Origin of the sequence: Methanosarcina sp. UBA5 (assembly GCF_002505485.1) — an archaeon.
In the GTDB taxonomy this organism is placed as follows: Archaea; Halobacteriota; Methanosarcinia; order Methanosarcinales; family Methanosarcinaceae; genus Methanosarcina.
In genome coordinates, this window is the sequence record NZ_DAVG01000034.1 from 13,143 (window position 1) to 35,134 (window position 21,992).

The 21,992-nt window shown below is 43.1% G+C and carries 19 protein-coding genes and 1 tRNA gene; 10 read left to right on the plus strand and 10 right to left on the minus strand.

Annotated elements, in window-relative coordinates; translation table 11 throughout:
• Positions 1–1,333 precede the first annotated feature (1,333 nt).
• The 4 genes from BP621_RS03360 to BP621_RS03375 form a co-directional block, all read right to left on the minus strand.
• On the minus strand, positions 1,334–2,017 hold the full coding sequence (locus tag BP621_RS03360) for an ABC transporter ATP-binding protein (RefSeq protein ID WP_292387951.1): 684 nt from the start codon (positions 2,015–2,017) through the stop codon (positions 1,334–1,336).
• 188 nt (positions 2,018–2,205) lie between these two features.
• Complete coding sequence (locus BP621_RS03365; protein WP_292387969.1) at positions 2,206–3,375, minus strand: ABC transporter permease; 1,170 nt, start codon at positions 3,373–3,375, stop codon at positions 2,206–2,208.
• A gap of 169 nt (positions 3,376–3,544) precedes the next feature.
• Positions 3,545–4,714 carry an ABC transporter permease gene (locus tag BP621_RS03370; protein WP_292387952.1) on the minus strand — a complete coding sequence of 390 codons (1,170 nt, stop codon included), beginning with the start codon at positions 4,712–4,714 and terminating at the stop codon, positions 3,545–3,547.
• 25 nt (positions 4,715–4,739) lie between these two features.
• Positions 4,740–5,888 carry a hypothetical protein gene (locus BP621_RS03375; RefSeq protein WP_292387953.1) on the minus strand — a complete coding sequence of 383 codons (1,149 nt, stop codon included), beginning with the start codon at positions 5,886–5,888 and terminating at the stop codon, positions 4,740–4,742.
• Positions 5,889–6,087: 199 nt separating this feature from the next.
• Between BP621_RS03375 and BP621_RS03380 the strand changes: the two genes are divergently transcribed.
• The 5 genes from BP621_RS03380 to BP621_RS03400 all read left to right on the plus strand — a co-directional run bounded on the left by BP621_RS03380 (position 6,088) and on the right by BP621_RS03400 (position 11,354).
• On the plus strand, positions 6,088–6,729 hold the full coding sequence (locus BP621_RS03380; protein ID WP_292387954.1) for a TetR/AcrR family transcriptional regulator: 642 nt from the start codon (positions 6,088–6,090) through the stop codon (positions 6,727–6,729).
• A gap of 341 nt (positions 6,730–7,070) precedes the next feature.
• Entirely contained in the window at positions 7,071–8,498 is a 1,428-nt protein-coding gene (locus tag BP621_RS03385) for a nitrogenase component 1 (RefSeq protein ID WP_292387955.1), read from the plus strand.
• Complete coding sequence (locus BP621_RS03390) at positions 8,479–9,837, plus strand: nitrogenase component 1 (RefSeq protein WP_292387956.1); 1,359 nt, start codon at positions 8,479–8,481, stop codon at positions 9,835–9,837. Before BP621_RS03385 ends, BP621_RS03390 begins: the two co-directional genes overlap by 20 nt.
• A gap of 7 nt (positions 9,838–9,844) precedes the next feature.
• On the plus strand, positions 9,845–10,690 hold the full coding sequence (locus BP621_RS03395; RefSeq protein WP_292387957.1) for an AAA family ATPase: 846 nt from the start codon (positions 9,845–9,847) through the stop codon (positions 10,688–10,690).
• Positions 10,691–10,721: 31 nt separating this feature from the next.
• Positions 10,722–11,354 carry a class I SAM-dependent methyltransferase gene (locus BP621_RS03400; RefSeq protein WP_292387958.1) on the plus strand — a complete coding sequence of 211 codons (633 nt, stop codon included), beginning with the start codon at positions 10,722–10,724 and terminating at the stop codon, positions 11,352–11,354.
• 943 nt (positions 11,355–12,297) lie between these two features.
• On the opposite strand, the gene BP621_RS03405 is transcribed toward BP621_RS03400, so the two are convergent.
• From BP621_RS03405 to BP621_RS03430, 6 genes are all read right to left on the minus strand, one after another.
• Positions 12,298–12,369: transfer RNA gene (locus BP621_RS03405), tRNA-Ala, on the minus strand.
• 59 nt (positions 12,370–12,428) lie between these two features.
• Positions 12,429–12,698, minus strand: a complete 270-nt coding sequence (locus BP621_RS03410) for an elongation factor 1-beta (protein WP_292387959.1) — start codon at positions 12,696–12,698, stop codon at positions 12,429–12,431.
• A gap of 93 nt (positions 12,699–12,791) precedes the next feature.
• Positions 12,792–12,962, minus strand: coding sequence for a zinc finger domain-containing protein (locus BP621_RS03415; protein ID WP_292387961.1), 171 nt, complete (start codon positions 12,960–12,962; stop codon positions 12,792–12,794).
• A gap of 193 nt (positions 12,963–13,155) precedes the next feature.
• A complete protein-coding gene (locus BP621_RS03420; RefSeq protein ID WP_292387962.1) occupies positions 13,156–13,824 on the minus strand; it encodes an amino acid kinase in 669 nt (222 codons plus the stop codon).
• Positions 13,825–13,980: 156 nt separating this feature from the next.
• A complete protein-coding gene (locus BP621_RS03425; protein ID WP_292387970.1) occupies positions 13,981–14,964 on the minus strand; it encodes a hydantoinase/oxoprolinase family protein in 984 nt (327 codons plus the stop codon).
• 74 nt (positions 14,965–15,038) lie between these two features.
• Positions 15,039–15,998: an ATP-grasp domain-containing protein gene (locus BP621_RS03430; RefSeq protein ID WP_292387963.1), complete on the minus strand. Its 960-nt coding sequence runs from the start codon at positions 15,996–15,998 to the stop codon at positions 15,039–15,041.
• 213 nt (positions 15,999–16,211) lie between these two features.
• Here BP621_RS03430 and BP621_RS03435 point away from each other — a divergent pair, with 213 nt between their 5' ends.
• The 5 genes from BP621_RS03435 to BP621_RS03455 form a co-directional block, all read left to right on the plus strand.
• Positions 16,212–16,670 (plus strand): heat-shock protein, encoded by a 459-nt coding sequence (locus BP621_RS03435; protein ID WP_292387964.1) that lies wholly within the window; start codon positions 16,212–16,214, stop codon positions 16,668–16,670.
• A 127-nt stretch (positions 16,671–16,797) separates the two neighbouring features.
• A complete protein-coding gene (gene grpE / locus BP621_RS03440) occupies positions 16,798–17,427 on the plus strand; it encodes a nucleotide exchange factor GrpE (protein WP_292387965.1) in 630 nt (209 codons plus the stop codon).
• Positions 17,428–17,624: 197 nt separating this feature from the next.
• Positions 17,625–19,487 (plus strand): molecular chaperone DnaK, encoded by a 1,863-nt coding sequence (gene dnaK, locus BP621_RS03445; protein ID WP_292387967.1) that lies wholly within the window; start codon positions 17,625–17,627, stop codon positions 19,485–19,487.
• Between the two features lie 104 nt (positions 19,488–19,591).
• Positions 19,592–20,761, plus strand: coding sequence for a molecular chaperone DnaJ (gene dnaJ / locus BP621_RS03450; RefSeq protein ID WP_292387968.1), 1,170 nt, complete (start codon positions 19,592–19,594; stop codon positions 20,759–20,761).
• Between the two features lie 492 nt (positions 20,762–21,253).
• Positions 21,254–21,992, plus strand: a 739-nt coding sequence (locus BP621_RS03455; RefSeq protein WP_292387971.1) for a potassium-transporting ATPase subunit KdpA, incomplete at its 3' end; no start/stop codon positions are given.

Genomic DNA, 21,992 nt, shown 5'->3' on the forward strand with positions numbered 1-21,992 from the left:
TTAGTTTATCTAAGTTAAAAAACTGATATGGACCCATATGTATCCACTATTTAAAAAGTTATATGATATTATCAGGATTTTTAAAAGTCCCTCGAGTTATTCAAAATTAGATAGGTTAAAGTAGAGTCTGCGGGGATACACTTTTTCTGAATATCTGCTAGAGTACTGTCGGTTTACTAAGAATATTCTCAGCCCGTAGGAGATTATCTTTGATTTTAAACGCTCCTATATTTTAGTGGCAAACAATTGGAGAAGCACTTGATCTTAAAACCGTTTTCATAAAATTTTGCAATTTGCGAGTTTACTATTTTCATTTTTTAAAAAGATATTTTAATAATTTTTGTCAGCTTTTAGGGATTAAGAATTTGGTTTAAAGTTAATTGCAGCTTGTTTTTATGGAAAAAGTTTGATGCTAAATTTTTGAAAAAGCTCAATAAATAATAGAATCATGATTAATATTAAATTATTGTCTACTAAAAAAACATTTTACATAAGGACATTTTTTGTTTGCAAACAATTTTTCATATAATTTATATTAAATAAGTTTAGGAATAATTATAGCTTTGTAAACCGAATAGAACAGATCAAAGCGAACGGATTAAAGAAAATAGATTTAGACCACGGTAGAAAAAATGGATGGATCGACACAATGGGAAATGACTGGTAAAGTATGTTAGTAAAGAATTGCCTGGAAGATGTTCTAATCCGAATAATATACTGATGGGGTATTTTCGGAGTTACTGTATCGGGGGCTACAGTACAAGAATAAATTCTTCCAGGCTCTTTCTAATTTTTTTAAAGCATTTTTTTAAGAGTTTCAATTCTGCTTTAAGAGTTTCAATTCTTTTTTAAGTATTTCAATTTTTTAGGGATTCCAGTTGTTTTTTGGTTGATAACTTTTTGAACCTGCGCATCCGTAAAGTAAAAATTAGCGTTAAATGTTTTTAAGTATAGCAGTTTTGGAAAAATTTATGTGTCTATTGGCTACACAGAGTCAAGAATTTGGCTCCAGAGTCTGACACCAACCGGCATTTTCCATCCACTCTTTATAGATAGTAGTAATATTTTTATAATTTCTGTTTATTACATTTAAGAGATGAGGGGAAAATGCGCATGCAATTTTCAAAACAAAAGAATAGATTGATACTTTTTGTAGCAATACTAATTGCTGTAATCGCTATCGGATATTACTTCGCCTTGGAGTCGCATAGTTTCGCCTTCAAAATAATTCATACATAATACTGCTTCTTCATTACCAGGATTTCCATCGTTTTTTTCTCCTGGCGCTTCAATTGCCTTTTCATTTTCCTTTTACATGCTTCACATTTTTCCCTTACTGAACCGTAATTTTTCCATCCACAAGCCTGATGATTCTATCAGCTTTTAAGGCCATATCATCGTTATGAGTAACTACGATAAATGTCTGATTATACTCCTTGTTCAGCTGCCTGAGCAGCTCGTAGATCATGTCACCTGTTTTTGTATCAAGGTTGCCTGTAGGTTCATCCCCCAGTACAATTGCAGGAGAACAGCTCAACGCTCTTGCTATTGCAACTCTCTGATTCTGCCCTCCTGAAAGTTCACCGGGTTTGTGATCCATCCGGTCTTCAAGCCCTACTTCTTTCAGGAGTTTTTCGGCGATTACCTTTGCTTCTTTCCTCTTTTTTCCAGCAATCAAAAGTGGCATCATTACATTTTCCAGGGCTGTAAAATCAGGGAGCAGATGATGGTACTGGAAGACAAAACCAAGCATCCTATTCCTTATCTCAGAACGCTCTTTGTCAGACATATTTGTTACATCATTTCTGTCTATCAGTAGAGTGCCTGAGCTCGGAGTATCCAGTAGACCTATTAAATGCATAAGTGTACTTTTGCCTGAACCTGATGGTCCAACAATTGCAACGAATTCCCCCTTTTTTATTTTTAGATTTGCATTATCGAGAGCATGGAACTCCATTCCATTTTTATAAGTTTTTGTCAGGTTTTTAAGCTCGATTATTGGGCTTTCTTCTGTCATATTTCCTACTCCTCAAGAATTATTGAAATTTAAACAGTTAAGATTTTACTGATTCTTTTTTGATTTCAACTCCGTAAGCTCTCAGATTTTAAGTGAGCAGTCTTAAATATATATACAAATTCTGCGCTAAAACCAGGAAGCAAACAGCTTTTTCACGCCAGTGAAAAGTAGATCTAAAAGTAGATCTATCAGGCGCTTTCTATGGCTTTTACAGGGTCAAGCTTTGCAGCTTTCCTTGCAGGGTATATACCTGAGATTATGTTGATTATGAAAGCAAAGAAAGCAGCATATACGAAATTGAGAGGTTCAACCTCAAGAGGGAGGGTCTGGAGCCCGTAATACATCTCTTGAGGAACTGCGATTTTATAACTTTGCAGAGTAATGGTTGCAATATAACCCAGAATAGTGCCCAAAACTAGCCCAATAGCTCCGAGAATTACAGACTGGAAAAGAAAGACAATCATTATGCTTTTTTGAGAGGCTCCCATAGCTTTTAAGATACCTATTTCTCGGGTTCTCTGGGAAATAATGGTAATCAGAGCATTTGCAATCCCGAACCCTGCAATTCCGTAAATAAGTAGATAGAAAACATTTACGAAAATCTTCTGAGTGTTTAAAAGATTAAGGATTTCTGCATTTGCTTCAATCCAGCTTACTGCGTTAAGTCCGGTTTCTCTTTCAATTGACCTTGCAGTACTATCTGCCTTATAAGGGTCTGCGACCCTGACCCCTATTGTGCTTACAATTCCAGGTTCATTGAAGAAATCCTGCACCGAGTCCAGCCTTGCATAGGCTGTTACCTCATCTGCCGCAGTCCCGGTATGGATCAGACCTATAACCTTAAAAGAAGTTGTTTTTGAGCCCGGAAACACCGCATCTACCCGATCCCCAATCTGAACCCCAAGATTTTCCGCAAGCTTATCTCCAAGTACGATTCCGTGCCTTGTATGGGTAAGCGATAGAAAGCTCCCTTTTACTATATCCTTGCTTACTCGCATAACCTTATCTTCAGCCTCAGGTTCAACTCCCTGAAGTGAAACTCCTTCAGCATTATCCCTGTGTTCCAGGGCAGTCTGTCCCAGATATTTGGGAGACACCGCTATAACTCCTTCTTTTTCCGAAATCAGGGCCGAATTGTATCTGTAGAGATGAATAAACTCTTCTTTTTCATCATGAGGATTGACAACAATATGAGGATTATTCTCAATACTGGACTTTATAAGCTCTCCTTGAAAGCCAGAAAGCATTGCCATCATTACTGTAATTACGGCTACGGCAAGAGCAACTGCAAGTATGGCAAAAAAGGTTTGCCTTTTTCTGGAAAAAGCTTGCCTCAATGCGATTTTCAATTCATACATCTGAATAAATTCATACATCTGAATAGGCTCCTGGAGATGATACATCTTAGGGTTTTTAGTCAGCGGGGAATCTCATAATTTCCAGAATATTCAATCTGTCAAACTATTTTATTGACATAATTTAATAATTAAATATGAAATAAGTTAAGGAATAATCTTAAGTTTGTACTTACTTTGAGCTTATAGCCTTTACAGGATCGAGTTTAGCTGCCTGCTGGGCAGGATAAATCCCGGCAATAAGGTTTAGCAGAAAAACTGCAAGAATAATGACCAGAATATCCCCAATTCGGACTATGATGGGAATAGTTGTCATGCCACCGTAAAGTTTCGAGGAGGCAGCTGGCATTTCGTACTGGCCTATTCCCAGAGATATTGCAACTCCTGTAAGAGTCCCTACAAGAGCACCTAGCAAACCCAGAATACCGCTTTGAAGCACAAAAATTGTCTTGATACTAGAAATGGTAGCTCCCATAGCTCGGAGCATACCTATCTGGCTTATCGCACCGATAACTGAAAGATTCAGGGCGCTAACCACTCCAAAAGAAGCAATAACTACAATCAGACCAAGGACTACGTTGTTGGAGGTAGTTTCTATCGCGATTGTCCGAAGGATTTCAGGGTTAGTTTCTGTCCACCCTCTTGCCTTATAGCCGGTCTTTTCTATCTTAGCTGCAACTTCCCTATCTCTATTAAAATCCTCAAGCTTGACAGATACACCATTTATCACGTCCTGAACATTGTAGAACTCCTGGGCGGTATCCAGAGATGTATAAGTAAGGGATTCGTCAAGAGGAGAGCCTGTATGGAAGATCCCAACTACTCTCAGGGAAAGAGGATTTGAATTGGGAAAAGACACATCAACCGAGTCTCCAAGATTAACCTCAAGCTTATCTGCCAGTTTCGAGCCAATTACAATCGTATTTCTCGAATATTCAAGCTCCCTGAGATCTCCTTCAACCATGTCAGTTTCAATATTGCTGATATTATTTTCCTGTAAAGGGAGAACACCTTTCAATTCGGCGTTAAGGGAATTTGTCTTGAACCTGAAGGAAGCTTTTCCCGTAAGAAACGGAGAAACTGCAGAAACACCCTCGACTTTACTGGTCTCGTCAACAAGGGTCCTGTAAAGGTAAATATAGTCTTCACCTTCCTGCGGAGATACCGAGACGTGAGGAAATTTATTTACCGTAGTATTATAGAGCTCGCCAGTGAAACCAACCATAAGAGCCTGGGAAACGGTAAGTACCATCACAGCAAGAGCTATAGCTCCAACCGAAAGAATTGTCTGGAATTTTCTTGCCCTAATCTGCCTGAGTGCGATAAAGAGTTCATAGCGCATGGGACTCACAGCCTTCTATCTGGTTTCAAATTTTATTCCTGAAAAGGATAGAAATCGCAGCAAGCCCTGAGACTAAAGCTGCCGCAGAAAAACCGGGGATTCCGTTTTTACCTGATGCCTCTGTTTCTGAAGTAGTATTATTTGCCAGGCTAACGCTGGAATTCGGAGAGAGATCGGATTCGATAACTGTTTCCCTGTGTTCAATAACATCACCTTCATTTCCCAGAAGCTCGATCTCAAGCCTGTATATCCCTGCCGGAAGCCTGTGGTTCCAGGCTACTTCAACGGTTTCGTCATCATTATTCAGCAACACTGGAACTCTTTGCTGGACAGACTCAACAAGACTGGCATTCCCTTTTTCAGAATTTGCATTCAGTTTATATACCGAAAAAACCAGGCTTCCTTCAAAAGGCACCTGGGAACGCCCATAAACAGTTGCACTTGCTCCGGTCTCATCTTTGTAGGTATCGGTAATCTCCGCCTTGTCGCTGGCAGTAAACTGCTCGGCTGAGCTTATAACCTCTTTTTCAGGGGAATAAACCTGAATCTTTACTCTTCCAACATACTCTTTATTGTTTTCAAGTAGTGCACCCCAGGTAGCGGAAAAAATATATGGAGCGCTGGTAAGTGATAATTTTTCAGCTTTTGTTGTATAAACGACATCCGAACCATTTACAAGCATATATTCGATATCAAAAAGTGAGGCTTCTTTTGGAGAGAGTGCGACACTGATTCCCTCGGAGTTAGCAACCAGGTCATTTACCTGAAGCCTTGATGCAGAATTAGTACCGTAAGCAAAATTATACTCAGCCTCTGAGAGGGCCAGCTTTCCCTCAAGAAGCCTGGCCTTTAACTTATAAGCTCCACGTTCAGAGCTTCCGACATTCCAGAAACCAACCTTTATTACCTGTTTATTTGCAGGAATACTATCTATTGAAAATACCTGCCTGTCAAGCATTTCCTCATTTGTTCCCACGGGTCTGGCAAGAAGCACTTCAAGACTCAAGTTATTTTCTGGCTGATCCGAATAAAGAGTTACATCAAAGGATTCAAGATCACTATAAAGATCGGCTATGCGAGCTGGACCTGTTCTGTCAATCTGTGTGGTGTTTGCTGCAGAGGCCGGGAGGATCGATATAAGAAACAAAACAAGTAAGAAAAGCGCGGATTTCATGATATTTCCCCGATTCGATAATAAAAACATTATTTTGATCTGAAAGACTTATAGTTATTTTTTGAGTTATACATAAGTTTACTAAGATTCAATGAATAAAGCTTATTATAAAATTCATGAACAATGTTCACTTAGTAAAGATTAATGAACACAACTTATTAATAAAGATTTTGAACAATGTTCACTTAGGAAATTTCATATGCTAGCTAAAAAAAGTGTTCAGGATAATCAGATGAGTGTCAAACGGGACAAAAAGGCGAAAATTATCTCTATTCAGGATGCTATGTGCATGCTGATAGAGACAAAAGGTTATGAAAATGTGACCATCCGGGACATAGCTGAGGCTGGCGGTGTGAGCATAGGACTGATCTACAAGTATTTCCCGGGAGGTAAGTTTGATATTCTTAAGGAGATCAGTTATCGATATACGGATGAGCTACTGATGACAAATCAGTCCGAAAATATTGATTTTAATGATTTTCCAGGCTACATCAGGCATGTAATAAAAAATATGCAGCAATACACCAAAGACAATATATCCTTGTCAAAAGCATTGATCATAGCGTCACTGCTCGACGGCGAGATCGTGGACGAAATCAAAAATATGGATTTTAAGAATGAATACTACAAAGCTGTGTCCGAACTTTTTTGCCGTTTCAATGGCGTTGAAATAGGCGATAAAGACCCTCTGGAAGTCCTTATGGACTGGGGGATTGCAGTAAAAGGCATTATCCACTGCGACGTAATCTATTCCCTGTCCCTCATCAAGAGTGAAGAATCCCTGACCGACCTGATGGTCGATATATCTTTGAAGATTTGGGGCTATCGGAAGACATCATGAGTTTTTTCCTTCCTGAACAGAATCTAGGAACCGGAATAATAATTTCTTAAATACTTTTTCTCGTTAAGCTAAAAAATATTCAAAGGGATTACAGAAAGCTTCTTGTTACGACCTGCTTTTACAAAAACCAGTAAGTATAGAAAAGAAAATTGAAAAACGTTATTTGTAGGATATTAAAATTTTTAAGTGAACCCAGCGGTCCTATTAACTGCCTGGCTTCTAGTGGCCTGGCTGGCTCGACAGGCTCCTAGCTGACTGCCTCTACAAGTCCTGGAGATCCTCATTATTTTCCATGATAAAATTTGAAAAAATATTTATCTCTAAGCAACATTGGAGAATGTGTGAATCCGGGAAACAATTCAATAGTATTTCACGGTGACCTGCAGCAGTTATTGAATAAAGTAGAAACTGGAGAGATGATTCCCAAGCTACAAGCTTCGCATGCTCCCATGTGTAAATTTTTTACTTCATACTACGTTATCAGCGGGATTCGTCATGTTGTTCCTCTTGTCCACGGTCCGACCGGATGCCCACTTTACATGTCGGATTTTGTCAGAACACGGGAGTGCTGTGAAATCCGCGGAGTTCCGCTAGAACCCACAGCCTGCACCTCACTTAATGAGAGCAACATCATTTATGGTGGAGAGGGAAAACTTCTGGAAGCAGTAAAGGAAGCATATGCTAAGTATCACCCAGACTTAATCGTCATCCTCTCTTGCTGCTGCTCAGGAATTATCGGCGATGACGTTGAAAGTATTGCCCATGAGGCAGAGAAGCTGGTCGGTTGCCGGGTACTGGCACTCCGCAGCGAAGGATTTGGCGGCGATTTCCGAAGCGGCTATGAAGATGCCTTCAAGCTCATTATGGATTTGATGGAGCCTCCTGAAAAGAAAATGAAAGGGACGATTAACATCCTTGGAGCCCGTTGGGGCCCTACCCCCACAGAGTTCAACTGGGACATGGATGAAATAGAACGTCTCCTTGGTGAAGTCGGAATAAAGATTAATGCCATCATCGCTGGAGGATGCACTGTGGAGCAAATCAAGCATGCTAGAGAGGTTGAACTAAATGCTTCATGGTGCTTTGATTGGGGACAGAAATTGGGTGACCTGATGCAGGAACGGTTCGGTATCCCATATAGCAATACCGGACAACCCTATGGGCCTGAAGCCACAAAGGAATGGCTGCTCGGAGTGGCAACACCTCTTGGAATGGAGGCTGAAGCCATAAAGGTAATTGAACGAGAGATAAAGGAAGTGGAACCTGATATCAAATACCTGAGAAAGGCTCTCTCCGGAAAAACAGCCATTATCGAAATATCGGAGTTTCCAGGGCCGATACGAGCACTTTCACTTGCACGGATGGCAGAAGAGTTTGGCGCCCATCCAGTTGTAATCAACGTCCACCCATATACTATCAAGGAACGTATGCCCAGCATCAAGTTTCTCCTGGAAACTGGGGTTAATCCAGAGATTATTCTGACAAAAGGGCTCTTCCGTTTGGGGAGTTTTCGGTCGTCAAAAGAGACCGAAGACGAACTTGAGGAGATCGTAAAGGGATATGAAAACCCCATATTTTTCGGGAACTCCGGTCGGTTCCCTCCCTGTCCGGTAGTAAACTTAACACTCATGAATCCGGCATTCCAGCCCCAGTATGGTTTCAGAGGAATAAAGAACATTGCAGCTCTCGTCAGGCAAGCCCTTGAGAACAAAAATCTTCCACGTTCACGCTTATTTAAGGGGATGCTCTATGGAACAAGAACCAATTAAGGAACCAGCTGCGCCATCAGCTTCATCTTCGGAGGCTTGTACCGACCCCTACCTCCGCTGTGCTTTCAACGGCGCTGCCCTTACAGCACTGGGAATATCTAATTCTGCCTTGTTAGCTCATTCCCCGCAAGGATGCGAGTACCTTGTCAACAATGCCTTCGCCTCACAGGAGTGCGACTACATGGAGACGATGACCCTATGTACGAAGCTCTGTGTGGACGAGATCGTGCATGGCGGAGAGGATATACTTGCCCGCACGATCCGGGAGGTAAAAGATCTACCGATTTCGGCCCTATTTGTACTCAGTGCATGTGGACCTGAGATAGTGGGAGATGATATCGTGGGAGTGTGCGAGACCTTGCAGCCTGAAGTAAAGTTTCGCCTCGTTCCTATTGAATGTGCCGGATTTAGGGGGTCGCAGTATGACGGTATCGATATCGCGCTGGATACAATCCTGAAAAAGTTGGTAAAAGATAACGTTGAGAAAGTCCCGAATTCAGTTTGCCTTGTCGCTCCCCATGCAAATGCTAACCCTACTTGGCCAGCAGACCTTGCGTGGGTGAAACAGGTTCTCTCCCGGATGGGCGTTAAGGTTGTAGCTACGCTCACACACCGAACCCCTATTGCTGAAATCGAGAACATAGCATCTGCCGAGACGTCTCTCCTGCTGAGTCACGATGCAGGGCAGAAAGCAGCGGATTACCTTTCCTCGGCGTATGGCATCAAGCAGGTCTGCAAAGGAATACCTCTGCCTATAGGGATGACAAACACGCATCGCTGGTTGACCGCGCTTGGAGAACGTTTCGATGCGCTGAAAACGACGGAGGAGATGGTTGCGGAAGGCGAAAGAATGGTAATGGCAACGTGCCGGCGAAAGTGGCCGATGGCAAGATTCCTGTACCGAACCCCGGCAGCAATTGTTGCCGATGCTACAGTAGGGATACCACTGGTTCGTTTTGTCACCGAGGAGATGGAGATGACTCCGGAACTTGTTGCTCTATACACTTCACAACGGCCAGTGCGGGAATTGCTTGAGCGGGAACTCCAGAGCCTCGGGCTTAATCCTAAGGTCGTGTACGGAACAGACGTGTATAAAACACGAAAGAGTCTCCAGGAGGTCAGGCCACAGGTCGTGTTTGGTAGTACAATCGAAAGGCACGCCAGCGAGGGACTTTCCGTTGCCTATGTTATTGAGGTAGTCAGAATGGTGCGCCAGTTTAGGATGATCAACCGGGAATACTTCGGGTATAATGGCATCCTGAACTTGTTCGAGTATGTCCAGAACGAATGGACGATGGGGTGGCGTTCGAAAGAAAAAAGATACGGGGCAAAGTGGTGAAGGAACTATGAGACAGATCGCGATCTACGGCAAAGGGGGAATCGGGAAGAGTACTATCTCCTCGAACCTGTCCGCCGCATTACATGAGATCGGGCACACGGTTATGCAGGTTGGTTGTGATCCCAAGAGGGATTCGACCAGGATTCTTGCAGAAGGAAAGTTTATTCCTGCAGTGCTGGAAGAGCATCGGGAACAGCTAAGGGTAGGAAAAGATGAGTATGCGATCAATCTGGATAATATTGTATTCAGGTCGCCTGGCGGGGTCTACCTTGTCGAAGCAGGGGGACCGGAACCAGGTATAGGGTGTGCCGGCAGAGGCGTGCTGACCGCACTGCAGATCCTAAAAGACCTCAGGGCGTTTTCAACCTACAACATTGACGTGGCAATCTACGACGTACTCGGTGATGTCGTATGTGGTGGATTCTCTATGCCGATTCGCGAAGGATTTGCAGAAGAAATCTACCTAATCTGTTCCGGTGGGTTCATGAGTATATACGCTGCAAACAACATTGCACGGGCCGTGCAGCGCCTTGCAAAGCGAGGAGATGCGGGTCTTGCCGGGATAATTTGTAACAGCAACGGCGATGAGGCTTTCGAGCATGCGTTTATTCCTGCATTTGCAAAAAAGCTGGGAACCTCATTTGTCCAATTTGTCCCTAGGAGTCCTTTGATTCAGGCTTGTGAGCTAGAAGGGAGACCACTTGTGGAATATGCCCCTGATTCACGGGAAGCAGAAATCTTCCGGAATCTCGCAAAAGCTATTATAGAAAATGATTCACGGGTGATCCCGACACCGATAAACGATCTTGCTGAGCTTGAGACAATGTACCGGCAATGTCTGGCAAAGAAATAAGAAACTCAATTATTTCACGGAAGTAGCATTTATGAAATACGTCGATGTCGACAAAATTTATCAGAATCTGCCGCTTGAAAAAATTCCCTGGAATAGCGAGACGCCTCCAGATGCGCTTGTTGAGTTGGTACAAAGTGGAAAAGTCCGGCCCTGCAAGACCATTGATCTTGGTTGTGGTGCCGGCAACTATGCGATATACCTTGCTGGCCAGGGATTTGAGGTAACCGGTGTCGATAGTTCCCCTACCGCAGTAAAGATCGCGACTGAAAATGCACAAAAAAGGGGAGTCAGGTGCAGATTTATTGTCGCTGATCTCCTCGGAGACCTGCATGAAGTAAAAGAGACTTTTGACTTTGGATACGATTGGGAATTTTTGCACCATATATTTCCTGAAGACCGGGAAAAATACGTAAAAAATGTGTATAATCTCCTGAAACCAGGAGCACAGTACCTTTCTGTCTGTTTTTCTGAAAAGGATCAACAGTTTGACGGCAAGGGTAAATTCCGGAAAACTCAATTGGAAACGACACTATACTTCTCTTCGGAGTCCGAAATAAGGGATCTCTTTTCACCCTACTTTGTCATAAAAGAACTAAAAACGATAGAAATTAACACTAAATTTGCATCTCATAATGTAATTTATTCGTTCTCTGAGCGTCGCTGATCTCGTTAAATACTCAAACCAATCGACAACGCATTAAATTTACCTTTTGGATTGACATTGTGCAGGTTATAGAAGAACTCCTTAGAAGAACTTCTTGATCTGACACTTCTAAAAAATAAAAATAGATCAGGTAACTGTAGGTGACCAGGTTTTTGGATGAGCCCATTAAATATACAAACTGATTAAATAAATTTAATTAAATGGCTAGTTTTTTATAATAGTAATTACATATTATAAATTGGTTCATGAGGGAGTGATCTGTGGAGTAAATTCAGGACAGCTTGAAATCTGATCCCGTAATATACTTCATTGCGCGTATCTGTAAAATGGAGCAAATTCAGGACAGCTTCAAAACTGATCTCGTAATATACTTCATTGACGCGTATTCGTAAAATGGAGCAAATTCAGGACAGCTTCAAAACTGATCCCGTAATATACTTCATTGATGAAGGTCAAACCTTGTGAACCACCTTACAACCAACTTTAACAATAAGCCTATAGATACTTTTTCTCATCTCTTACTGCTTTTTTCCGTTCTTCTTTACTTCCGTCTTTGCCGGGCTGTAATCGTTAAAGCCTTCGGGCATATAACCAGACCTAAAGCCGCCTTCAAGGGCAAATATCGATATATTTAGAGGCGGTTTAAGAAACTTTCAAGTCATGTTTAATACAATTTCACCTATTACACTCTAAAAACTCAATATTCAGGCTGAAAATGAGTTGGATTTGCCATGAAAAGTTCCGACTTTCCTGGTTACCAATCCACAATTAGATTTTTTATTTCAATTCTTTAAAATATACTTTAGCCTGCCATTTGGCGAAAAGGGAATTCTAAAGGAGGGCAGATACCTTCTGGCTACTACCTGCTCTCCAAAGTGTCGGTAAGTGTAAAAAGGAGTTTGGAAAATAGTGGTAATAATTAGGAATATTAAAAGTTTTTAAGTGGACTCGGCGGGATTCGAACCCGCGGCCTTTACGTTGCGAACGTAACGATCTTCCCCTGATCTACGAGCCCAAGAAAGGAGAATATGAAAAGACTGTTTTCCGGACACGTTGTCCGGGTCTCTTCTCCTCTTAAATACGATAGACGTCCACAACCTGGACGTTTTCAACGCCGGAAACTTTTGCAAAGGCTTCTTCTGCAGGCTCAGTTCCGCCTTCTTCATCATTAACTATTAATGCTACAATCAGAGCCTTCAAGCCAAAAGCGATCGGCTCTTCAACAATATCTCCGTGAAGGTCGGCCCCTGCTGGAATTACGCCTTTTATCTTCTCTTTCAGCTCTGCAAGGTCGGTATCAACGCTTTCTGGCATAATTTTAATTTTTGCTGCAACATCGCCCATTCTGATTCCTCTTAGATTTTTATCTGATCTTTTTGATCGAGTTTAATCTTGTTTACACACCAGGCATTAGAATGATTCGGGATTTTGCCTGAATCAGGGTGCCTTGTATCCGCACTTGGGGCAGGTGTATACATTACCCTGCTGCCTGCAGCTTAAACATCTTCCAATTTCTGATCCACATTGTGGGCAGGGGAATTTTACATAGCCCTTTTCCACGAGGCGGATTCCGCATGAAGTACAGTACTCAACTTTTTGTGCTGACATTTTTTTTCTCCTTAATATTTACTTCAAATATAAAGTTTTGTAACAAGTTGTCGATGAATCAGGCGCCTTCCTTAAGCATCGAGCTTCTGCTTTTCTGGGCACCTTTGTTAACGTTAGCAGATTTAATGAACTGAATTTAATTAATGCTTTTGGACACGCTTTGCTTCTGCCCTAGTCATATACGATATACAATTTAAATATTCCCCTTTACCACAGTACCAAGCACAGGCTTCCCATACACTGCCCGAACAACCCTATCCGAAAATTTCCCATTTACAATGAGGCATTCCATTCGGTTTTTTTGGATATATTCCGGCAGGGCAAAATCAATACAGCTTTCGCGATTTCCTCTATAGCTAACAGCAGAAATTTCCCTGACTAATTTTCCATTTCTGAATATACCATCCACATCCGTGGCCTTTATTAAGATTGCCCCAATCTGCTTTGCAACCCAGGCAGCGATAGTATCCGAGGTCACATCCCAGGTATGAGGCAGAGGATCCTCCTTTCTCAGGAGCCGGTATGGGAAAAGAACAGAGACACCATGAGGCATACTGGCTATTGAATCGATACCAGGAGCGCAGCTTTTATCCTGAAGATAACAGGCATACTGCTCCATACCGAGTATGGCCATCCAGTGGGCCGCATCCGCACTCAGCGAAAAGCTCTCATCAGTTGTCCTTACGGCATCGGCAAACACTCCTCCTCCGGGCACTATGAGAATGGAATAAGGAAGTCCTTCGGATACACACGCTTCCTCTGGAATTTTCTGGCTTCCTGAGCCAAACTCAGTTACAAGCCTGTCCACAAGCTCGGGAGCCTCTTTGATAAGGCTTCCCCCTATTTTAATTACCACTCTCATAGGTTTCCTTTCAACCGTTGAGCCGCAACCGTTGCGCCGTTTGATCACGCCGATAGGGTTTGGGGATAAGATATCAAATTCAAACGTTTATCGGGTTTTCGATAAAACCTTTTCTAAAAAGGTTTTCGCTCAAGCCTTTTTTCAAAAGGATTGTTTTTAGAAAGGCTGGCAGTCAAGTAATCTGGCAGCCGCATATGCAGGAAAGACTTTTGAGATTTCTTCTCCCCAGCGTCCGGATACTGAAATGCATTCGAAACCAAGCCTCTCTGCAGCTTCTTTTATCAGGAATTCCCCAAGGCCTGCAGCTGCAATTCTTTTAAGTCCATTCTTTTCCGCAACCTCGGAAATTGCCTCAACTAGGACAGAGATCTGCTTTTCCTTTACCTGGTTAGCGATTTCGTAGATTTCGTCTTCCCGGATTTCAGAAAGGTCCGCACAGACCAACCTTGCAAGCCTGCGCATAGCATCGGTTTTGCTCCTGCCTGCCCCATCAGCGGTCTCGCAGGTATACATGCTTTCATCAATTTTTCCAAGCAGGAGATAAGCGTCCGCAGTAGTGGCAAAAAGCTCAGAAGCTGTCCTGCACCAGGTCCGTCCAAGTTTTACTTTTTCGAGAAGTGAGGCAAGGTTTGTCCGCAGGGTGCCTGCATATACGAGTTCACTTCTGACCAGCCGCTCAAAATCAGTAAGCCCGGCTTTCTGTTCGCCTGACAGGATAGGGATAATATCGCTTGTGGTACTTCCCACATCCACAAAAATACAGTCTCCTATCTCTTTTCCTATCAACTTGGCTGAAGCTGCCCAGTTAGCAGCAGCAAGTTCCCTTATATCATCAGCTTCGCTCTGGAACCTTCCCTCGCTGTTTATATAAAACACTTTTGAGAGCCCAAAGGCAGAATCTACACATGACTTTATAAACAGGATGCCCTGTTCTTTGTTCTCAAAGCAGTCTGCAAGTTCACCGGTCATAACAACAGCAACTTTTTCGGGCTGCAGCCGCTGTGCAATTTCTTTTAAAACTTCCGGAAGCTGTGTATTCTTCCAGAGAGGCAAATAATGCAGTTCTACAATCGTTCCGTCTGAGGAGGCAAGTTTGGTATTTGCTCCTCCAATGTCAAGCCCGATAACCTTTGAATTCATTTTTGAACCCTTTATCATGTTTTTTCAAGCTTCCCCGTGTTCTTTTTCTGGCTTTTCAATCTGTTCCCTATATTTTAAGCCTTTCCGAAAAGCTCGCCCAGCGCATCCTTTGAAAAGCGGCATTCTCCCTCAATATGTATCGAGTCCGGAAGTTCTCCAAACTTATTTTTCAAAAGCAGGTCTCCAGTTTCCTCTCGCATAACGCGGCTAATGCCGAAAAGCGAGGCCGTGGGCCTGGGGTTTACGTCCACTACATACGGAAGGTCAGCAAGTACGATGTCTACACCCACATACCCGAAACAGTCCAGACATTTGACTGAGGAGATTGCGGTTTCATAGAGTTCATCTCGCCTTGGAGTCTGGTAAGGAGTAAGGCTTCCGTTGTATTTTATGCCGGATGCTCCTGTTTTTCCATCTTCTCTGGTTTTGACCTCTTTATCGCCAAACTCGATGAATTGGCGGTTTACAGTAAGAGGAAGCGATTTTTTTCCTGCGATAAGGCTTACGCTCAGGGTTTCTCCTTCAATATACTCGCTTGCAATGATTTTTTCGTTCTTCTCAAACTCCGTGACAAGATATGTTGCCTCTGCGCCGCAGCCGAACCTGGGTTTTGTAACATATTTTTTGCCTTCTTCAGCTTTTTTTGTGATCTCAGGGGCTTTAATCCCTGCTTTCTTAAGGATTTCCGTACACATCAGCTTATCCGCACAGTCTGCTGCCGATTTAGGCGAACATCCCAGGTTTACGGTATTTTCTTCAAGAACTTCATTCAACTCAGGAAGCATAGAATCAGGGGCAATAATCAACCCTGCATCACAGCCCTTTGCTTTTCTCTCAATTACCTGCCTGAAATTTTCGGCTGTAGATTCGACGCGTGTGCCTGCACAGATTTTCGTACCTGCTGAAGGGTAGTATACTTCATGCCCAAGGCGGGCAAAGCTTTTAGCAAGGGTTTCAAGCATAGCTGCCCCCTCAGGGATAAGGGACTTTTCAATGTCCGTGCCGACAGCAAATTCTGCAATCAGGATTTTCATTGGAAAGGAAAAACTCGGGAATTTATTTATTACTTTTTGTTCCAAGCCTTTTCAAAAAAGGCTTGAGCGAAAACCCCTGGAGACGTTTGAGTTTGAGAGCCTTATCCCCAAACCCTATCGGCGTGATCAACCGGCGCAACGGTTGGGCTAAAAATGAAATTGAGTATGTAAAAGTTTATATAAATTATACAGTTTATATCATAAAGTTAAACATTGGAAAACATAAAGGTGCCTGGTAATATTAGTAGCATAAATCCTAATTCTCAGTCAATCTATGAAAACCCTTTTGTCAAAACTCTTGCCATTGCAGTTTTCATGGGTATATTCCTGGTTGATATGGGGCTTGGACTCTTTGATATTTTTTCCACAAAAGAAAGTCCATTGCCCTCCGCAGTCGTACTGTTGATCTTTGCGGTAACGTTTATTGCAGGCATGGTTTTTTACGAAAAAAATGGGCTAGACACTCTAAGTTCACTTGTAGGAGGAGCTCTTGCTGGTTTTGGTTTTTCCTTCGTGCTTGTGTCGCTTGTAGGCGGCGTTCAGTTTGCACTGAGAGGAGGAATCTCAGTAGTCGGGTGGGACCAGGTGATTTCAGCAGTCGCGGCTTCCATGATTGCAAGCGTCGTAATGCTCAAAGCACTCTTTTATAAACTTCAAAATCACTCTTACTGATTTTTCTTTTACTTCCCTTTCTTGAGTAGTCTGTGTTTTCAAATTCCCAAAAAGTATTTATAGAATTACAAACAATCACAGATCAGGACGAGCGAAACCGTTATACTTACTTGATGGGGTTCGACGAATGAAAATATTCAATAAAGAAGAAAATAAGAATTCTAAAGAAGATACCCAGGCTGGAGCTGAAAATTCTGAAGCTCAAAACTCTGGTTCTTCGGCGGAAGAGGTTAATGAAGCACGGGAAAACCCCGAAGAGGCTTCTGCCAGTTCGGAAGCTGGGAAAAGTCCTGAAGTCAGGTGCCAGGAGGAGAAACAGGTTCTCATGGATAAGTACTATCGACTTGCAGCAGACTTTGACAATTTCAGAAAACGGACCGCCCGCCAGATGGAGGAAAACCGGAAAGCAGTGCTTGAACAAGTATTTCTTGACTTCCTTGAAGTGACGGACAATTTCGATCGCGCCCTTAAATCTGCAAAAACCGCAGAAGACATGAGCTCGATCGTCAGCGGAATAGAACAGCTTTCAAGGCAGTTTTTCTCAATCCTCGAAAAATACGGACTTGAGAAGATTGAGAGTGAAAAAGCCAGTGAATTTGACCCTCACAGGCACGAAGCAGTTCAACACATCGAGACCTCTGAAGTCCCGGACAATACTATAGTAGAGGTTTATAAAACCGGATACGCTCTTAACTCTAAAGTTATCAGGCCTGCTATGGTCTCAGTGGCCAGAAACCCTGATGAAGCAGAGAAATAAAGGAGATAAACTTTAATCCTGAATTCAGGTATGCTTACTCTCCAATTAAACTAAATAACTTTATTAGATAACTTAATAAAAAATTTACCTTGCTGATTTATCTAAATATTTAATTTGTCTAAATATTTTATCTAACATTATAATTGAATAAAAACTTTAATTGGAAATTTAACCAAGTAATTTAGTGAGGATAAAACATGGCAAAAATACTGGGTATTGACCTAGGTACTACGAACTCATGCATGGCAGTAATGGAAGGCGGGGAAGCTGTCGTGATCCCGAATGCCGAAGGCGCCAGGACAACCCCGTCAGTGGTCGGATTTTCTAAGAAGGGAGAGAAACTTGTAGGCCAGGTTGCAAAGAGGCAGGCCGTTTCGAATCCTGAAAATACTGTTTATTCCATTAAAAGGCATATGGGAGACGCCAATTACAAGGTAACTCTTCAGGGAACGCAGTATAAGCCGCAGGAAATTTCTGCAATGATTCTTCAGAAGCTCAAAACCGATGCAGAAGCTTATCTTGGAGAGACTATCAAACAGGCTGTTATCACGGTTCCTGCCTATTTCAATGATGCCCAGAGGCAGGCTACAAAGGACGCAGGGGCAATTGCAGGCCTTGATGTCCTGAGAATTATCAATGAGCCAACTTCCGCATCCCTGGCTTATGGTCTCGATAAGGGAGATGTAGAACAAACAATTCTTGTCTACGACTTGGGAGGCGGAACCTTTGATGTATCTATTCTCGAACTTGGAGGCGGAGTCTTTGAGGTAAAATCCACAAGCGGTGACACTCATCTCGGAGGAGATGACTTTGACCAGCGTATAGTTAACTACTTACTTGCCGAGTTCAGAAAAACCGAGGGAATTGATCTCTCCAAAGATAAAGCTGTACTCCAGCGCTTAACCGATGCTGCGGAAAAAGCCAAGATCGAGCTATCCGGAGTTGCAAGCACAAATATCAACCTTCCTTTCCTTACAGTTGGTCCGGACGGAGAACCAAAGCACCTTGATATCGACCTGACCAGAGCCCAGTTCCAGAAGATGACCGAGGACCTCCTTGAAAAGACCCTCGTATCCATGCGCCAGGCTCTAAGCGATGCAAAGTTCACTCCAAATGATCTTCATAAAGTGATTCTGGTCGGAGGCGCCACAAGAATGCCTGCGGTAGTCGAGCTTGTGGAGAACTTTACGGGCAAGAAACCCTATAAGAACATTAACCCTGATGAGGCTGTTGCAATTGGGGCAGCTATCCAGGCCGGTGTTCTCGGAGGCGAAGTCAAAGATGTCCTGTTGCTTGATGTTACTCCTCTGACTCTCGGAATCGAAACGCTCGGAGGCATAGCAACCCCGCTTATCCCGAGAAACACGACAATCCCAACGAAGAAAAGCCAGGTCTTCTCAACTGCTGCTGATAACCAGCCTTCAGTAGAGATCCATGTTCTTCAGGGAGAAAGGGGAGTTGCTTCCGAAAATAAGACTCTCGGCCGCTTTACTCTGGACGGTATCCCCCCGGCTCCAAGAGGCATTCCGCAGATCGAAGTTACCTTTGATATTGATGCAAACGGGATCCTGCATGTAGGTGCAAAAGACCTCGGAACCGGCAAAGAGCAGTCCATTTCTATCCAGAAGCCGGGTGGACTCTCGGATGCCGAAATCGAGCGCATGGTCAAAGATGCGGAAATGCATGCTGAAGAAGATAAAAAACGCAAAGAAGATGTCGAGACCAGGAACAATGCCGAAGCCCTCATCAATGCTGCGGAAAAGACTTTAAAGGAAGCCGGAGATGTGGCCACAGAAGACCAGAAGTCAAAGGTAACTGCCGCAATCGACGACCTTAAGAAAGCTCTTGAAGGTAAGGACAGCGAAGCCATTAAGTCAAAAACCGAAGCTCTTCAGGAAGCCGTATACCCGATTTCCACTGCAATGTACCAGAAAGCCCAGCAACAGGCGCAGCAGGCTCAACAGGCTGCAGGCGGAGCAGGAAATCCTGATGCAAAAGGTCCTGATGACACGGTAGTTGACGCCGATTATGAGGTAGTTGACGACGAAAAGCGTAAATAAAGAGAAATTAAGTAATAAAACAGGCCTGGAGATTCTCAGGCCTTCCCCGAAACCTGCTTGCAGGCTCCGGAGCTTTATCTTTTTTAAAATAACAGGGAATCCTGATGGCCACAACACGTGATTATTACGAAGTTCTTGGATTATCCAAAGATGCCTCACCCGAGGATATAAAGAAAACGTATCGAAAACTTGCGCTAAAGTATCATCCTGACAGAAATAAGGAACCAGGGGCTGAGGAAAAGTTCAAGGAGATTTCCGAGGCTTATGCCGTTCTTTCAGATGATGAGAAACGTGCTCAGTACGACCGTTTTGGACATGCCGGAATAAACGGGCAATACAGCGCAGAAGATATCTTCCGGGGTGCAGACTTCGGCGGCTTCGGGGATATATTTGAAATGTTTTTTGGTGGTGGGGGAAGTAGACGGGGTCCTATGGGGCCGAGGAGAGGGTCCGATCTCCAGTATGACCTTTACATCACCTTTGAGGAAGCAGCTTTTGGAGTCCGCAAAGATATCGACATTCCTAGAACGGAAAGATGTTCTAATTGTTCCGGAACCGGTTCCAAACCCGGCACAAGCCCGAAACGCTGTCCCACATGTGGCGGCACAGGACAAATCCGCACCACTCGCTCCGGATTGGGTATGCAGTTTGTAAGCACTTCTGCCTGCACTACCTGTCATGGCAGGGGTCAGGTTATTGAATCTCCCTGCCCTATCTGCAGCGGTACAGGCAGAGTCCGAAATACAAGAAAAATAACAGTAAATGTGCCTGCCGGAGCCGACTCAGGCATGACTCTGAGGCTCAGCGGGGAAGGAGATTCGGGAGAACCCGGCGCTCCCTCAGGAGATCTTTATGTCGTGCTTCATGTGATGGAACACCCCTATTTTAAGAGAGTTGATTACGATGTAATTTCCGAGCTTCCTATCTCCTTTGCCCAGGCTGCGCTCGGGACGGATACAATGGTCGATACCCTCCACGGAAAGGTCAAGATGAATATTCCTGCAGGAACCCAGACCCACTCCGTATTCAGGCTTAAAGATAAAGGGATTCAGCACCTGCACGGGAGTAGAAAAGGCGACCAGCTCGTCAGGGTTTTAATCAAGACTCCGACAAAACTTACTCACGAACAAAAAGAGCTCCTCCGCCAGTTCGAAGCTCTGAGTAGTGGCAAAAACCCGGAAGGAGATGAGAAAGGCAGGAACGAGAGATCCACTGAAAAATCCCGGAAAAACAAAGGATTTTTTGAGAAAGTAAAGGATGCCTTTGAAAGTTAAAAGCAGCTTTTAGCTACTTTTTAATCTTTTTATATGTGTTGTTTTTCGTTTTAATGGTTAAAGCTGTTTCTTTAATGATGAACTCATCCAATTATTATATATTTTCCCCGACTTCTCCTTTTTTTTCATTTTTACGGTATTTTTTTGTCCTTCTTTAAATACCTTTTCTGCCTATTATGGCTTTAGATTTTGTCTTTTTCGCCTTTTTGAGCTAATTACAGGATTTTTCAGTATAAAATTTATTTCTAAATAATATATAAAATTCTACCGTTATCTAAATTTATTACAGGTTAAACTTATTTAAAAGACGAACAAGGTATTTATAGCCCTTCTGCACTATGCACTCCATTTGTTATCTATCTAAGCAAAGGTTCTGTTTCAAACGGAATTCAACAACAGCAGACCTAAAAAGGTTCTGTTTCAAACTGAATTCAACAACAGCGAACCAGAAACGGTTCTTGTTTCAAACTGAGTAAAACAGTCGTGAACCAAATGATAACAGACGATACAACCGTAGAAGGTTTAATGCTCATCCTCTTTTTGGTCATTGTTACCGGGGTGGCATTACCTTTAAGCAGCTTTTTCGTCCGGGTCTTTTCCGGAGAATTATCCCGAGGAATTCCGGGTCGTATAGAAAAAGCAATCTATAGCTTAATCGAGACCGATCCTGACCAAGAAGATAGTTGGAAGGGCTACGCCCGGAACATGCTCGTATTCAATGGTATAGGTTTTGTAATTCTATTCTCACTGCTTCTTCTTCAAGGTTTTCTTCCTTTTAACCCAGAAAAATTCGGGGCTTTTGATCTTTTCACTGCAATCAACACTGCTGTTAGTTTTGTCACCAATACAAACTGGCAGGTTTACAGTGGGGAAGCGACAGCAAGCTATCTTGCCCAGATGGCCGGTTTTACAGTCCAGAATTTCCTTTCCGCAGCTACGGGAATCTGTATAGCAATTGCAGTGATGCGGGGAATAACCCGCCATTCTACAGATAAAATAGGGAATTTCTGGGTGGATATGACTCGCTGTACTCTTTACATTCTTCTTCCGATAGCTTTTATTTTTGCCTTAATTCTGGCTTCCCAGGGTGTCATCCAGAATATTGACCCTTATGTCCAGGCTACAGGATATGGTTCTACAGGACAGCAGACAATCGCAATGGGACCGGTAGCCTCCCAGGAAGCAATAAAAGAACTCGGTACCAACGGGGGAGGATTTTTCAATGCAAACT